Below are 14,614 nucleotides of genomic sequence, written 5' to 3'. Positions count from 1 at the left end.
AGTCACCTGATATATTTTTTACGCCGCTAAGTCCTTCTCCGGGGCCAGCGGCGTTTTTCTTTGTGCTGCCAGAATGCAAAAACCCCAGTAAAGCATTTTGAGGGCGGGCTTTGGCAAGCCATGATGCAATCCATACGTGGGGAGGATCGCACCAACTTTCACCCTCAAAAAACTCTATCCGGGGTTTCTCTGTTACTTCCACGCACTTAACGGTTGCCGATGCCGTTACGTGATTATTACGCCGTCTCAATATTCAGTGTGGAAAAAATGCCCCCTGATTTCGGGGGCTAATTCTCGCAACGGCAAAGGTAAAACACCAGCAACTACTCTAGCTGCGAACATGACCGGCTACCGGTCTGCCCACATAAACCACGGCCACCACGCCCATAAACAGCAGGATTGCGATTGCTGATAACAGCATCGTAATAGCCGTAAAACTTCCAGTGAGAGCCAGTGCAATCCATACGGCCAGCGCTTCTGCTAACAGCGTCAACAGGAAAGCCACCAGCGTTTTCTTTAGTCCGCTCATTTGTCACCCCCGCTGGTTGGCGCAATCAATTGCGCAATCTGTTGTTCGATCCTGTCAGCATCGTCCAGATACATGGCAATACCGCGCCGGATGATTTCAGACTGATTCACACCGGATTTCCGGCTGCGCTCGCCCATTCGTTGCTTGAGCACGAAAGGCAGTTTAAGGCATGTAGTACCGGCTTCTAGGGATTCCATTAGATTCTCCGCAAGTAGTATGGTTACTGAACTGCATATAACGATATTAAGACTTGCGTTCGCTAATGCAAAATCGCTGGAAAATCTCAACTCGATAAAAAACCACCTAAATCGACCCGAAAATACCTTCTTATCGTTTGGCGTATATCTGGCTGGGTGAACATTCTTTTGGCATATAGTGGTCGCGCGGGCAGGGGCCACCGCGCAATCAATTGCGTAGCGTGTCGGGGTAGGTCGCCTGACGCCCGCCAGAATTTTTTCGCCCGCGTGTAGCTTGATGACAACGGGCCGATGCAACGATGCCCGGACACCGGAACGGCTTCGGACACCCTTCGGACACGGCAGGAATGCAGGGCGTAGAAATGAAAAAAGGGGCTACGCGATTTAGGCGTAACCCCTTGTTTTTACTGCTTTTTTCGTGGTCGGAGCGAAAGGATTCGAACCTTCGACCCTCTGATCCCAAATCAGATGCGCTACCAGGCTGCGCTACGCTCCGACGAATCCGAGATTCTACGTGGCATTGGGTGCCAGAGTCAATCACGATTTGCGCCGGACCGGAACGAACACTCGAATGCGCAGTTCGGCCGCGTTATATGCGGCCCATCAGCAGCAATACGATCACGATGATCAGCACGACGCCCAGGACTCCGGTTGGGCGGTAGCCCCAGCCGCTACTGTAAGGCCAGCTTGGTAGCGCGCCGATCAGCAGGAGGATGAGCACGATGAGCAGTATGGTTCCGATGGTCATTCTGGTTCTCCTTATCCAGCTTTTAAAGCCAGTTAGTCTGGTTGGTTCGGCGCATTCACGCCGGGACGCTCCACGCGCAGCCTGCGCGCCTTTGCAGGCTGAAGATCAGCAAGGCGTGTGCCTAAAGGGTGGTAAGGGACGAAAGGGAAAAGGGGCGTGCGGTGCGTGCGGGCGCCGGGAGACGACGCAACAGCACGAATGGCGCACAGGAAAAACTCGCGTGGCGATGGCGATGGCGGCCGTCATCGCACAATGTGTCAAAGCATGACCACCGCGCTCGCTTCAAGCGCGCTGGTGCGATCAAACCCGCCTGCCACGATAAGACCGCTGCCTGCATTATCGCCAGGCGGCCAATTCCCGTTCAGTGCCGGCGACGCATCCAATGCGGCATATGCTGATGCGTCAGCCAGTGATGCACCATGCCTTCGCCGTCGTGTTCGCGCCGATACGTTCTCGCTTCGAAAATCGACAGTGCGAGTAGCACGAGCAGGCCTATTGCGAGTCCGATCAGACCCGCGATCGTTTCAGCGTCCATGGCAGCCTCCTTTGACATGCGGCGGTGACTTCATAGTAGGTCACGCACGACAAAATGGGAGGAGCCCCCTGCCTGCCGCGGCATCGCGGAACGCGCTTTGCGGGTAGACTCTCGGCGCCCGCGGCAGCAGGCTCACTGGCTAGCTGCCGCTTTTCGTTCTGCACCGGGAGACCACTGTTTATGATCCGCATTCCGATGACTGCGTTGCTGCTGATTGCCGGCCTTGCCGGCTGTGCGAACGACCCGTCCGGCCACCACGGCGGACCGCCGCCGCGCGACCCCGTCGACTATCACGGCGTGCCCACCGACACCCGTCCGCCCGCGATGGTGCCTGCGCCGGTCACGCCTTGAGCGCCGACCGGAAACGACATGGCGAGCCTGCCGGCTGGTAAAGGCGAAGCACCGGCGCGGGCACGCCGGCACCTCTGACCCGCGCAGACTGTTCGCGCGGAGAGCGCGGGCTGAAGTCATTCTAGGCGAGCGCTGCGCCGGATATGTGTGCGCTTGTTTCAAGCCGTAACTGGTTGCCGCGATGCGAAACGCGCAGCGTTTATGCCGCTGCACCGGCCATACCGCGTACGACAGCAGGCACATAGCGGCCGAGCGTGAGACCGCGCAGCGCCATGAAAAGCAGCATCGCGGCCCACAAGCCGTGGTTGCCGTAGAGCGCCAGCAAGGCCCACGAAGCCGCCACGAACAGCGCAAACGACACCACCATCGACGTCATCAGTTCGCGCGTGCGGGTCGCGCCGATAAACACGCCGTCGAGCAGAAAGCCCCACACGGACACCACCGGCGAGAGCGCGGCCCACGGCAGATACATCTCTGCGGTCGCGCGCACGGCGGCCTGATCCGTCAGACGTTCGACGATCCACGAGCCCGCGCCCCAATACACCAGCGAGAACCCCAGCGCGCCGAGTGTGGCCCACAGCGCAGTCACCTTGATCGCCTGGGTGAACGCATGCCGGTCGCGTGCGCCGATCGCCGCGCCGACCAGCGCTTCGGCGGCATGCGCGAAGCCGTCGAGTCCGTAGGCCATGAAGGTCTGAAAATTGAGCAGCAGCGCATTGGCGGCGAGCGTGGCGTCGCCTTGCCGCGCGCCCAGATGCGCAAACCAGCCGAACGACGAGAGCAGACACACCGTGCGTATGAAAATGTCGCGGTTGAGCACCACCAGCCGCCTGAGGGCGGCCGCGTCGAACAACGCGGCGCGGTTCAGCGCGGGCAGGCCGCGCGGCCTGCCGTACCATAACAGCGCGGCGCCGAGCACGAAGCCGAGTGCGTCGGCGGTGGCCGTGGCCGCGCCGATGCCGGCCACGCTCCGATCGAACACGTACACGTACAGCAGCACCGCCACGATGTTCACACTGTTGATAAACACCTGCGAGAGCAACGCGAGCCGCACCTGCTGCGTGCCGAGCAGCCAGCCGAGCACGACGTAGTTGCCGAGCGCGAGCGGGGCCGCCCAGATGCGCGCGTGGCAATAGAGCCGTGCGTTGCGTTGCACCGCGTCGCTGCCGCCGATCACGCGCAACGCGTAATCGATCAGCGGCATTTGCAGCGCCAGCACCACGGCGCCGATCGCGGCCGCCAGCAGCAGCGCGCGTACGACGTTGTTGCGCAACCCGGCCCGGTCGTTCGCGCCGTGCGCTTGCGCGACCAGACCCGTGGTGCCCATGCGCAGGAAGCCGAAGCCCCAGAACACGAAGTTGAAAAAGAGGCCGCCGAGCGCCACACCGCCGAGATACGAAGCGCCGTCCAGATGACCGGCGACGGCCGTGTCGACCGCGCCGAGAATCGGCTGCGTCAGATTGGCGAGGACGATGGGAAAAGCCAGCGCCAGCACCCGGCGGTGCCAGCGCACGGGAACGGCGGGCGCCGCTGCCGACGTGTCCGCGTCGTGCGCGGCGTCGCTCAATTGCGTTCCTGCACGCACACCCACGGCGAGACGACGACCGCCCAGAGATCCGGGTCGCGTGCGGCGAAGTCGGCGGCGGTTTCCGCCTGCACACGCTCGACGAGGCCGGCGGACAGCCATTGCGCGACCTGTGTGGTGTCGTCGCTGGCGATGGCTTCGGCAACGCTCACCAGGTCGAGGTCGCGCGCGACGCGCAACAGCATGCCGCGCGCAAAAAAGCGTTCGAGTTCGGGCCAGCCGATCTTGGCGGTTTCGGCCAGCAGCTTGGCGTACAGCGGGCTATGGGTGGCGTCGTTGGAAGTCATCGTAAGCATGTTCTGACGGGGCCGTTACTATAAACCATCAGCGCGGGCCGCCAGCGCGGCGCCCGTTCCGGTAGGCTATGGGGTTCCCGGAACTGATTCTAACCTTCATGTCTTTCGATTCAACGGCGCCGGCTGCGGGTGCCCAAGCTCCGATCGTGGCCGACGCCACGCTCACGCGCGCCGAGGTGGAGCAACTCATCGCGGCGAGCGGCGCCGGCAATCAGGCGCCGCTCCGTTTCACCGACTGTGATTTCGAGGGCGTGGATCTGTCGCGGCTCGATCTGCGCGGCGCCGGGTTTCATCGCTGCACGATCGTCGAGACTTCGTTTTTCGGCGCGAACCTCTCGCATACCCACTGGGTACGCTGTCGTGGCCGCGAGGCGGATTTCGCGTCGGCCGATCTGGTCGACGCGCAGTTTCAGTCAAGTGACCTGAACAACACCAGTTGGCGGCGTGCCAAGCTTGCCTCGGCGTCGTTTCACGGTTGCAAGCTGACCGGCGCCAATTTCGAAGCATGTGCGGCGCTGGGTTTGAGCTTCGTCGAAACCCTGCTGGTCGGCGCACATTTGCGCGGCCTGTCGTTTCGCAAAGCCACCCTGCATCAGCTGGATTTCTCCGACGCCGACCTCGCCGGGGTCGATTTCCGCGAGGCGATCTTCGACGGCGGCAGCCTGAAGGACGCGCATCTGAAGGGCGCGCGCTTCGACGGCGCGGATCTGCGCGAAGCCGACCTGAGCGGCGTGCGGCTCGTCGATGCAGCGCTCTTCAAGGGCGCGACGATCTCGCATGCCCAGGCGGCCGTGCTCGTTACCGAATTGGGTTTGCGCGTCATGTAGACGCGCGTTCCGAGCTGCCGCTTTTTAGCCATTCGGCCAGCTTGAACGATTTGCTGCCCGTGATTATGATTCGACTGGTCGAGCGATTAATGCCAGTCGATTTACCGGCGCGCAATCTGTCGGTGGATTCTGGATTTTTATTATTTTCGCTATTCGCGAATTTTTTTGTGAAGAAGTCGGCTGATTTATTCGATCTGGCCAATATCTGTCGATTACCGTCAATTGCCGGAAAGAGTGCGTTGGCGCACTAAAGCTACGCAAGACGCAAAGCGTCCGAAACATGCTGGACGGGTTAGTCGAAATCGGTCAGCGGCCTTTCCTCAGGCTTTTGCCGGCGTTTTTCGGCCAGATGCAGGCGCTATGCGGCGCGCCGGGCAATTCATCGATTGAGAGTTGCCGCATTACTGGCGTTCCAGTTGAAACGCCGGGCGCATCGAGCCTGTTTATTTCCGACTTCTCCCGTTCACGTAGCGCGGAATCCGTACGCCGCATCACATTGCATGCGAAATTAATATATTGCGCTTGTAAAAGCGGGTTGTTAGATTTCGTTCTGGCGCATGGTGAACCGGTCCTTTGCCGATATGCGCCGAACCCCCGTTAGCCCGGCCCCGTGCCGGGCTTTTTTTCGCCGGATTCACGCCCGAGTCACTGCGGATTCACACGTGCGGCGGATCATGAAAACTTACTCTTCCTTATCCGAGCATGACAGGGTTATTTATCTTCCTTGGCATCTGGCCGATCGCGCTCGGCGTGCTGCTCGCCTTCGCCGCGCGCATCGACCCGCGCTCGGGACGCTGGCGCCGCCGTTAGGCCGCGCGGTCGCGCCTGCGCGCCGCGCTGCGTTTTTTTTATTGCTTGCAGCGAACCACCATCGACCGGTTCTTCACGTTGGCGCCGAAGATCCCACCGACCGTGCCGCCCGAAGTCGCGCCGTTGTCGACATCTTTCGAAACGACGTCGTAGCCGTAGTTGCCGCAGACTTCGCCCGCGCGTTTGTAACACTCAGCCCAACTCGAACTTGCGTCGCTGCCGCTACAGTTGATTGCGAAGCCGGTGTCGCCGCTCGGCAGGTAGGTCATGGTGGTGGTGCTGGAGCAGGCGCCAAGGCTGCCGAGCGTCAGCAGGCCGAGACCGATCGCCGCAGCCGCCGCGGCGGACGCACATACGCTCTTCATAGAGGTTCCTTACAAATGACGGAGAGGGGCGTGGACTGAGGCCACGTCATGTCCTGATTGGGCGTTTTATAGCACGCCGGGTTCCCAAGGCCGCCTTGCACGGCGCGTGCCAGACACGGGACGACGCGCGCTTCATGGGCGCACAGGGACGGCGCAAGCCCGATCGGGACTGGCGAGCCGCCCGCCAGTCCACGCTTCGATGACAACCTTTAGCGAGGCGGCAGCGCCCGCGACGGATCGATCGAACGGCCCTGATAACGCAGTTCGAAGTGCAGCATCACGCGGTCGGTATCCGTGTCGCCCATCTCGGCGATTTTCTCGCCGCGCGTGACCGATTGGCCTTCCTTGACCAGCAACACGCGGTTGTGCGCATAGGCAGTCAGATACTCGGCGTTGTGTTTGAGGATCAGCAGATTGCCGTAGCCGCGCAAGCCATTGCCCGCGTAGACCACCGTACCGGGCGCCGCCGCGACCACGGGCGTGCCCGCTGCGGCCGAGATATCGATGCCCTTCGAATTGCTGCCGTCGAAACGCCGGATGACGGTGCCGTCGGCCGGCCATACCAGCGAGATCGTCGAAGCCGGCGCCGCGGGCGGCGCGCTGTCCGCGGGCGCCGGGCGCGGTGCCGGCGAAGCGCTGCCGTTGCCGCTGCTGCGCACAGCGCCGCCCGGCGGCGCGACGCGCAGAACCTGGCCGACCTCGATGCTGTCCGGATTGGTCAGATTGTTCCAGCGCACGATGCTTTGCACCGATTGCCGGTTACTGCGCGCGATCTTCGACAGCGTATCGCCCCGTTCCACCCGATAAAAGCCCGGCCCCACCGGTGCTGACCCGCACGCGGCGAGCAGTGCCACCAACGACGCGCAGGCGAGCCGTTTCATCATTTTTCTTCTGCTGAGCATTGGACCTCGCAAAGCGCTGCCGCGCGCCGATCCCGATCACGCGGCAGATGGATACAAAGCGTCCGATTCTAACGGTTTTGCGTTGCAGCAGACGAAAAGCGGGCAGCGCGGCAGGCTCGCGCGGGGCGATGTGCGACGAAATGCGACGAAATGCGATGAAACCCGCTGCGAACCTGATCCCAAAAACCCGCTTCAAATCCGGCGCCGAGTCTACGTGTGGATTCCCGCGATCAACCCAGTTTGTCGACGGTGATGCGCAGCGCCGCGACCTCGGTTTGTCCCGGTTCGAGCCAGCGCAAACCCATGCCGTTGTGAATCGCGTCCGGCAGGCCGAGCCAGGGTTCGACACAGTAGAAGTCCGATTCCGCGGCTTCGGTCCACGTCGTCACGGCGTACCAGGGTATCGAGTCGGGCCGCTGCAGGTCGATCGTGACGATCCGGTCAAGACCCGGCGCGATGAGCCGCACGGGTTGATCCGGCGTGCCTGCGAGGCAGTGGAAGCGATCGTGAATGCGCGCCTCGTCGAGCGTATAGCGCGCTTCGCCGGGTTCGGCGGCGCTGATCGACCCGTCGTCCTGCTGATAGCGCCGCTCGGTGCGCGGCAACTCCAGCGAGGTCGCGGCGCGCTGCGTGTGCGGCAGCGTGAAGTAGAAATGATGCCCGGCGTAATAGGGCAGGCGCGAGGGCAGGCGTGCGTCGCCGGTATTGGTGGTGGTGAAGGTGACGTCGAGCGTGCGCGCATCCGCGAGACAGTAAGCGGCCTCGAACCGGAAGCCGAACGGATAGCCGTGGCGGGTCGCCTTGCTGTCGGTCAGGGTCATGCGCAGGCCGGCGCCGTGCACGTCGGCGTGGGCTTCGAACGGCAGGTCGCGGGCAAAGCCGTGCATCGGCAGTTCGCGCACGGCGCCTTTGGCGTCGCGCCAGTAGCCGATCTTGCCGTCCACCCTGTGCCGGCCGAGAAACGGGAACAGCAGCGGATTGCCGCCGCGAATCCGCGCGGGCTGGCTCCAGTCGGCGTGCTCCGGCCAATGGATGACCGCTTCGCCGTCGATCGTCCACGACATCAGACGGCCACCGGCTTGCGGCGCGAAACGGAGCACGGAGGCGTCCTGGTCGATCTCGAGAATGTCCTGTTGCGGGGAGAGGGGCATGGTCGATGGGCTGATCAGTAAGAGGTTGAAGGCGGGCGGACGGTGACCCGCCGGCGGTGCAATCGCGGCGCTGCGAGCGCTGTTGAACGTCGGAAATCGCCGCGCGTCGAGCCGCGAGAAGAACGATTTTGCGCTGCTTTCCGCTACGGGGAAACCCTTCTGGGGAAATTGCGGGTGTCGCCGGAAGGCCATCCTTCTGATAATTCGTCTGACTGCCCGGTTTCTTCGACGACCGGGCGAGACCGGCTCAGGAGGCTGTATGGATCTCGCAATGGCAATGGGTGTGGCTTTATTCGGCATGTTCGCAGCAAGCACGGTCTACTTTTTTTACCAGCTCGAACGCTGATCCGCAGTCGCCATATTGCGCGGTGCGCTCATCAAGAAGCGCCCGGCAGGCGACCCGCCTGCTGAGCGTCCCATCAGGCAAATCGTTCTGCAGACCACATAAGGCAGCCACTCACGGCGCCTATTCTTTTTCCGCCGCGTAACAACGGTTTCGAGTTGTGACGCGGCGCACAATATTTCCCCTATCGCGGCGCAAACGCTTGGCGCTGGCATTGCAGCCAGGCATAATCGGTGCGCTTTTGACGCGCCCGCAGATTCCTTGTCCGGCGCGCAAGTCCCCGACATTCTCCTTACAAGGATCTGCCGCGTGAACCTGTCGTTTCTCATTTTCCTGAGCGTGCTGCAAGGCGTCACCGAACTGTTTCCGGTGAGCAGCCTCGGCCATACGCTGCTCGTGCCCGCATTGTTCGGTATGCATATCGACAAACACGCGCCGCAATTGCTGCCGTTCCTCGTCGCACTGCATCTCGGCACGGCGTTCGCGCTGCTGTGGTACTTCCGCAAGCGCTGGTGCGCGCTGGTGCGCGGTTTCTTCGCGTCGTTCGGCGGGCGCCGTAACGACGACGCGCACATGATGTGGGCGCTGATCATCGGCACGATTCCGGCGGGTCTCGTCGGACTGCTGCTGGAAAAGCGGCTCGAGAGGATTTTTCACGATTTGCGGATCGTCGCGATCGCGTTGATCGTCAACGGTGTACTGCTGTGGTTCGGTGACCGCCTGCAACGTACGCGTGCGCATCAGGCGCCGGAGAAGCTGACTTTCCGTCAGGCGTTTTTCGTTGGTCTCGCGCAGATCGGCGCGTTGATTCCGGGCTTCTCGCGCAGCGGTCTGACGATGATCGCCGGCAATGCGGCCGGCCTGACGGCGGAGAAGGCGGCGGAGTTCTCGTTCCTGCTCGGCACGCCGATCATCTTCGCAGCCGGTGTGCTCGAACTGCCGAAGCTGTTCCATGCACCGGGCCAACTCGCGGACGCGTTGCTCGGCGGCGTGCTGACCGCGATCGCCGCGTATCTCAGCGTGCGTTTCCTGATGCGCTATTTCGAAGGCCGCGGACGTCTGGCTTCGTTCGGCGTGTACTGCGTGATTGCGGGGATCGTGTTCCTCGGCTGGTTCCTGCTGCATCCGCAACCGGTCTGATGGCGTTCGCCATGTCCGTTGCGTGCTGGCGGGCAGGGAGCGATCGGTTATAATCCGGGCCCGGCTCAACCTGCCGGGCCCGTCTGTTTGAGGACCATGACTTGCGGCGGCGTTCGCGCCGGTTCGCGTAGTCTGCCCGGCGCGAGTGTGGATTTCCCGTCTCCGGCCCGGTCAGTTAGAATTTCGGTATTCCGCGAACCTTGTGGCTTGCTGATGCACGGGGTCCAATGCCCGGAAGCGGGTTCTCATTGCGGGCGATGCATGCTGTGCGTTGTTGCATCGCCTCACGTCATTACGGCAGTAGCTCAGCTGGATAGAGCATCGGCCTTCTAAGCCGAGGGTGGGGGGTTCGAGTCCCTCCTGCCGTACTTTTCATGTTTGCGAGTGAGCAAGGCCACGCAACGCCGCGTGGCCTGCTGCGGCTCGCGCCGGCACTCCTCAGCGGGAGCCGCACACCGCGCGCCCCTCGCCAGGCAACTGCTGTCAGGCTGCCGGTTTCACATCGATCGAATCGACGCGGTCCGGATAGAACGCGAGATGTTGCGCGATCTCCTTCACCGCCGCGTACGGCGACTCATAAGTCCACACCGCGTTCAGCGTCCGCTCGCCGCCGAGCGGAATGCTGTAGTACGCGCAATCACCCTTGTACGGGCAATAGGTCGCGTGATCGGTGCGCTCCAGCAGCGTCATCTCCACGTCGTTGCGCGGAATGTAATACACCGCCGGATACGACGCTTCGCGCAGCACCAGCGCCTTCTGCGTGTCGGCGATCACCTTGCCGGCGACTGTCACGACCACGCGCGCTTTGGCCGGTTCGACCGTGATCGGATGATCGGGACCGGGCACCTTGATGGTTTTTTCAGCCATGCTGTCGAACTCCTGAATGGGTGAACAAGCCTGCAATGTCTGGCGGACAGTATTGAGCCGCCGTCGACGAGACGATCGCGTCTTGGGTCGAAGCATACGCCGCTCGTGAAAATGCGTCGGACGCCGCGCGGCAGGCATAAAAAAGGGCAGCCGAAGCTGCCCGTCAAAGTCTTCCCCTCAGGCGGCGTGTTGTTGCTTGACGCTCAACGCCGACCGCCCGATACCGACCGCGCGTTGCCTTACGGCCGGATGTCCAACGCGCCTGTGAGATCGCCCATCGGCTTGCTGCCGTTGCTCACGAGCGCTGCGTCGCGCGCCGCGATACCCGGCAGCGTCGGCAGCGAGAAGCGGTGCGTGATGAAGCGCAGGATCGAGGTGGTGTCGTACTGCGTGTGGTCGACGTAGCCCTTCTTCGCGTACGGCGAGATGATCAGCGCCGGGATGCGCGTACCCGGACCCCAGCGGTCGGCCTTCGGCGGCGCCACGTGATCCCAGAAGCCGCCGTTCTCGTCGTAGGTCACGACGACCAGCATGTTGTTCCACTGCGGACTCTTCTGCAGATGCGAAATCACGTCGGCAATGTGCTGATCGCCCGAAGCCACGTCGGTATAGCCCGGGTGTTCGTTCAGGTTGCCCTGCGGCTTGTAGAACGACACTTGCGGCAGCGTGCCGGTGTCGATCGCCTTGATGAACTCGGAGCCGGCCAGGCCGCCGTCGAGCAGATGCTGCGTGCGGTTCGCGGTGCCAGGCGCAAGATCGGCGAAGTAATTGAGCGGCTGATGATGCGGCTGGAAGTTCGGCGCCGTCAGATTCGCACCGTAGATCACATTCGACGTGCCGTTCTGCGCCGCCGACACCGCCGCGCCCCACGCGCCGCCGTACCACGCCCACGACACCTTCGCATTGTTCAGCAGATCGCCGATATGCTGCTGCGTCTGCGCGGGCAGGGTGGTGGCCTGGGTCGGATCGGCGAGATTCGCGTCGCCGCCCGTTGCCGCCTTGTTGCCGCTCGGCTGATACGGCGGCTGCATCGTGTTGATCGCGTAGAAGTCAGGCGTGAGGTTGCCCGAATTCACGTATTTCGGCGGGCCGCTCAGCGCCGAAGCCGGCGAGTTGCCCGCGACCTTCAGCGTGACGCCGTCGCTTTCCACCGACGAGATCGAACCGGCCGCCGGGCTCTTGTCTGCGTTCGGATAGGTCGGCGTGCACGCGCACACGAGCCACTGGTGGTTCAGGAACGAGCCGCCGAACGCGCCCATGAAGAAGTTGTCGGCGAGCGTGTACTGCTGCGCGATCTTCCACAGCGGCAGCTTGTCGGCATCGAGCGTGTAGTGACCCATCACGAGACCGCCCGAATCCGCCCACGCGGCGAACTTGTCGTTCTTGCCGCCGTTGATCTGCATCTGGTTCTCGTAGAAACGGTGATACAGGTCGCGTGTGGTGGCCGTGATCGGCGTATTGAAGCCCTTCGGGTCGTCGATCGCGAACGGGCTGTTCGGCAGATTCGCCGTCATCGCCTGGGTGACCACCGGCGTCACGCCGGTTTGCGTGAGGCCGTTCCACACCTGCGGCAGCGTCGCGAGCGGCGTGCCGTTGCGGTCGACCTGCGTGGCGCTCGCCGTCGTCACGTTCTGCAAACCGTTCGCGCCCGGGAAATTGCCGTACAGGTTGTCGAAGCTGCGGTTTTCCGCGTAAATCACCACGACCGTCTTGATCGAGGTGATGTCCGGCTGCGTGACTTCACTGCCGCCGCAGGCATAAAGGCTAAGCGCTGCTGCGATTGCGATAGGCGTCGCGCAGATCAGTTTCTTGTTCATTTGATGTGGTTTCTCTCTCTCGCGTTGGGGACGGGCCGCGTGTATTCCTTACACGGACGGCCGCCAGAGAAAGTTTGGCCAGGCAATTTGACAGAAAGATGTAATTAATTACGAATTGCTTCTGATATGAAGATTCCGTTGGCTACATGTCATTTTAAAGACATGCTAATGAAATACGCTCGCCGACTTCACTATCGCAAACTCACATCTTTCCTATGCGGCCAGGTCTGTCGGGAATTCGAAAAATAATCGCTGGAGTCGAGGTGCGGCGTTGTGCCGGGCGCACGTCGATGCGCGTGCGGCTCGCGGCGGCGTTCGCGCTGACGGCCATGACCATGAGCCTTGCCGCGTGTGATGCGGGCGCGCCGGATACGGCGGCCGTCGCGAGTGAAGCGGCGAGCACGGGCGCTGGCGCATCGCATGCGTCCGTGCCGGTAGCGGCGGTGCCGGCCGCTGCCCATCAAGCGGGACAGACACGCGCGCAGGTCTACGAATCCGTACGGCAGATGACAGCGCTCGGCAAGCAGCTGTTTTTTGATGCGTCGCTCTCCGGCTCGGGCAAGCTCGCTTGTGCGTCCTGCCATAGTCCGGACCATGCGTTTTCGCCAGCCAACGCGTTATCGGTGCAACTGGGCGGTAGCGATATGCACCGCACGGGCATGCGCGCCGCGCCGACGCTGAAGTATCTGCAATCGGTGCCGGCGTTCGCCGAGCACTATCACGAGTCGGATGACGAAGGCGATGAAAGCGTGGACGCGGGACCGACCGGCGGGCTGACCTGGGACGGCCGGGTCGACCGCGGCGCTGACCAGGCGCGTATTCCGCTGCTGTCGTCGTTCGAGATGGGCAGTACGCCGGCCAAGGTCGCCGCGGCGGTCAAGGCCGCGCCGTACGCCGACGCTTTCCGCACGGCTTTCGGCGAACACGTTTTCGATAGCGACGATGCCACCTTCAAGGCTGTGCTGCAAGCGCTCGAAACCTTCGAGCAGACGCCCGAGATCTTCTATCCGTACACCAGCAAGTACGACGCGTATCTCGCGGGCAACGCACAGTTGACGCAAGCCGAGCTTCGCGGCCTGCAGCTCTTCAACGACGAACAGAAAGGCAATTGCGCGAGCTGCCACATCAGCCAGCGCACCAGGGACGGTGCGCCACCGCAGTTCAGCGACTTTGGTCTGATTGCGATCGGCGTGCCGCGCAATCGCGCGCTGCCCGTGAATCGCGATCCGCATTTCTACGACCTCGGCGCGTGCGGGCCGGAGCGAACCGATCTGAAGGGCCGTGCCGAGTTTTGCGGCATTTTCCGCACACCGACGCTGCGCAATGTGGCGTTGAAAAAGAGCTTCTTCCACAACGGCATCTATCATTCGCTCGATCAGGTGGTGCGCTTCTATGCGGCGCGCGACACGAACCCTGAGAAGTTCTATTCGGTGTCGAAAGGCAAGGTGCAGAAGTTCGACGATCTGCCGCAGAAGTACTGGGCCAATCTGAATACCGACCCGCCGTTCGACCGCAAGCCGGGCGACAAGCCGGTGTTCGACGAAGCTGAAATCAAGGACGTGGTCGCGTTTTTGAACACGCTGACGGACGGATACAAGGCGGGTGGCGGATCGGCCAATTCACTAGCCGCGAAATGAAGCGGAACGAAGCGAATCAAGGCGTGGCCGAAGGTGAGGCGACGGCTACGGCGCCGGCATGGTCCGCCGCTCAAGCCACGCTCAATCTCCTGCACTCGCCAGCAAGTAATAGCAGCCGACGAGCAGCCAGGCGAAGGACAATAGCAGGCAAGCAATGCCGCCGCGCATCAGCAGATTGGGCCAGCGAGCGCGAGGCAACGCGTCCATTCGCACGATGGGCCGCGCGAGCCCTGGATCGCGACGGATAGCCACCGGCACGAGCGCGACACAAAGCAGCGCCAGCGCGGCAGCGAAAAGTTCCAGGGCGGGCAGGATGTGCATGGCGAGAGGTCTTGAGCGTGTTTCGATCGCTGCGGAAGCGCGACAGGCCATCTTAAGAAAGCTTTCTGCTGCCCGGAATGGGAGACGTCCTAAAATGGGGTTTGGTCGCCCATCGGCGCCAGCGCATGATTCGGCGAGCGGTGCGGTACGCATGCCCGGTTCACGGGGGCTTGCCCTGGCTCACAGCTCAGCC

Annotated in this window: 16 protein-coding genes and 2 tRNA genes; 5 read left to right on the top strand and 13 right to left on the bottom strand. The window is 62.6% G+C overall.

What is annotated here, in order from left to right; all coding sequences use genetic code 11:
• Positions 1-328: 328 nt before the first annotated feature.
• From NE850_RS23115 to NE850_RS23095, 5 genes are all read right to left on the bottom strand, one after another.
• Positions 329-529 (bottom strand): hypothetical protein, encoded by a 201-nt coding sequence (locus NE850_RS23115; protein ID WP_310699435.1) that lies wholly within the window; start codon positions 527-529, stop codon positions 329-331.
• The gene (locus tag NE850_RS23110) at positions 526-726 is read right to left on the bottom strand and encodes a hypothetical protein (RefSeq protein WP_310699434.1); all 201 of its coding nucleotides are present in this window, start codon (positions 724-726) and stop codon (positions 526-528) included. Before NE850_RS23110 ends, NE850_RS23115 begins: the two co-directional genes overlap by 4 nt.
• Positions 727-1,145: 419 nt before the next feature.
• Positions 1,146-1,222: transfer RNA gene (locus NE850_RS23105), tRNA-Pro, on the bottom strand.
• 93 nt (positions 1,223-1,315) lie between these two features.
• Positions 1,316-1,474, bottom strand: coding sequence for a DUF3309 family protein (locus NE850_RS23100; protein ID WP_007181032.1), 159 nt, complete (start codon positions 1,472-1,474; stop codon positions 1,316-1,318).
• Between the two features lie 361 nt (positions 1,475-1,835).
• Complete coding sequence (locus NE850_RS23095; RefSeq protein WP_007181033.1) at positions 1,836-2,009, bottom strand: hypothetical protein; 174 nt, start codon at positions 2,007-2,009, stop codon at positions 1,836-1,838.
• A gap of 180 nt (positions 2,010-2,189) precedes the next feature.
• Here NE850_RS23095 and NE850_RS23090 point away from each other — a divergent pair, with 180 nt between their 5' ends.
• Positions 2,190-2,360: a hypothetical protein gene (locus tag NE850_RS23090; RefSeq protein WP_007181034.1), complete on the top strand. Its 171-nt coding sequence runs from the start codon at positions 2,190-2,192 to the stop codon at positions 2,358-2,360.
• A gap of 199 nt (positions 2,361-2,559) precedes the next feature.
• Here the strand turns inward: NE850_RS23090 and NE850_RS23085 are convergent, their stop codons facing one another.
• Positions 2,560-3,927 carry an MATE family efflux transporter gene (locus NE850_RS23085; protein WP_310699433.1) on the bottom strand — a complete coding sequence of 456 codons (1,368 nt, stop codon included), beginning with the start codon at positions 3,925-3,927 and terminating at the stop codon, positions 2,560-2,562.
• Complete coding sequence (locus tag NE850_RS23080) at positions 3,924-4,232, bottom strand: DUF2288 domain-containing protein (protein ID WP_035518530.1); 309 nt, start codon at positions 4,230-4,232, stop codon at positions 3,924-3,926. Before NE850_RS23080 ends, NE850_RS23085 begins: the two co-directional genes overlap by 4 nt.
• Before the next feature lie 107 nt (positions 4,233-4,339).
• On the opposite strand from NE850_RS23080, the gene NE850_RS23075 reads away from it, so the two are divergent.
• A complete protein-coding gene (locus NE850_RS23075) occupies positions 4,340-5,068 on the top strand; it encodes a pentapeptide repeat-containing protein (RefSeq protein WP_035517970.1) in 729 nt (242 codons plus the stop codon).
• An 848-nt stretch (positions 5,069-5,916) separates the two neighbouring features.
• Here NE850_RS23075 and NE850_RS23070 read toward each other — a convergent pair.
• The 3 genes from NE850_RS23070 to NE850_RS23060 all read right to left on the bottom strand — a co-directional run bounded on the left by NE850_RS23070 (position 5,917) and on the right by NE850_RS23060 (position 8,296).
• Positions 5,917-6,243, bottom strand: coding sequence for a hypothetical protein (locus NE850_RS23070; protein WP_310699432.1), 327 nt, complete (start codon positions 6,241-6,243; stop codon positions 5,917-5,919).
• A 209-nt stretch (positions 6,244-6,452) separates the two neighbouring features.
• Positions 6,453-7,145: a peptidoglycan DD-metalloendopeptidase family protein gene (locus NE850_RS23065; RefSeq protein ID WP_007181039.1), complete on the bottom strand. Its 693-nt coding sequence runs from the start codon at positions 7,143-7,145 to the stop codon at positions 6,453-6,455.
• A gap of 230 nt (positions 7,146-7,375) precedes the next feature.
• Complete coding sequence (locus NE850_RS23060; protein WP_007181040.1) at positions 7,376-8,296, bottom strand: aldose 1-epimerase; 921 nt, start codon at positions 8,294-8,296, stop codon at positions 7,376-7,378.
• A gap of 652 nt (positions 8,297-8,948) precedes the next feature.
• On the opposite strand from NE850_RS23060, the gene NE850_RS23055 reads away from it, so the two are divergent.
• Together NE850_RS23055 and NE850_RS23050 are read left to right on the top strand one after the other, a co-directional pair.
• Positions 8,949-9,779 carry an undecaprenyl-diphosphate phosphatase gene (locus NE850_RS23055; protein ID WP_007181041.1) on the top strand — a complete coding sequence of 277 codons (831 nt, stop codon included), beginning with the start codon at positions 8,949-8,951 and terminating at the stop codon, positions 9,777-9,779.
• A gap of 294 nt (positions 9,780-10,073) precedes the next feature.
• Positions 10,074-10,147 (top strand) — tRNA-Arg (locus NE850_RS23050).
• Between the two features lie 115 nt (positions 10,148-10,262).
• Here the strand turns inward: NE850_RS23050 and NE850_RS23045 are convergent.
• Both NE850_RS23045 and NE850_RS23040 read right to left on the bottom strand, forming a co-directional pair.
• Entirely contained in the window at positions 10,263-10,646 is a 384-nt protein-coding gene (locus NE850_RS23045) for a DUF427 domain-containing protein (protein ID WP_165186707.1), read from the bottom strand.
• 239 nt (positions 10,647-10,885) lie between these two features.
• Positions 10,886-12,463 carry an acid phosphatase gene (locus NE850_RS23040; RefSeq protein WP_007181043.1) on the bottom strand — a complete coding sequence of 526 codons (1,578 nt, stop codon included), beginning with the start codon at positions 12,461-12,463 and terminating at the stop codon, positions 10,886-10,888.
• A 290-nt stretch (positions 12,464-12,753) separates the two neighbouring features.
• Between NE850_RS23040 and NE850_RS23035 the strand changes: the two genes are divergently transcribed.
• Positions 12,754-14,100: a cytochrome-c peroxidase gene (locus NE850_RS23035; protein WP_405044899.1), complete on the top strand. Its 1,347-nt coding sequence runs from the start codon at positions 12,754-12,756 to the stop codon at positions 14,098-14,100.
• Between the two features lie 81 nt (positions 14,101-14,181).
• Here the strand turns inward: NE850_RS23035 and NE850_RS23030 are convergent, their stop codons facing one another.
• Positions 14,182-14,421 (bottom strand): hypothetical protein, encoded by a 240-nt coding sequence (locus tag NE850_RS23030; protein WP_007181045.1) that lies wholly within the window; start codon positions 14,419-14,421, stop codon positions 14,182-14,184.
• Positions 14,422-14,614 lie beyond the last annotated feature (193 nt).

The organism is Paraburkholderia sp. USG1 (assembly GCF_031570135.1).
GTDB classification, from domain to species: Bacteria; Pseudomonadota; Gammaproteobacteria; order Burkholderiales; family Burkholderiaceae; genus Paraburkholderia; species Paraburkholderia dioscoreae.
This window is presented reverse-complemented; position numbering and strand designations above follow the sequence as displayed.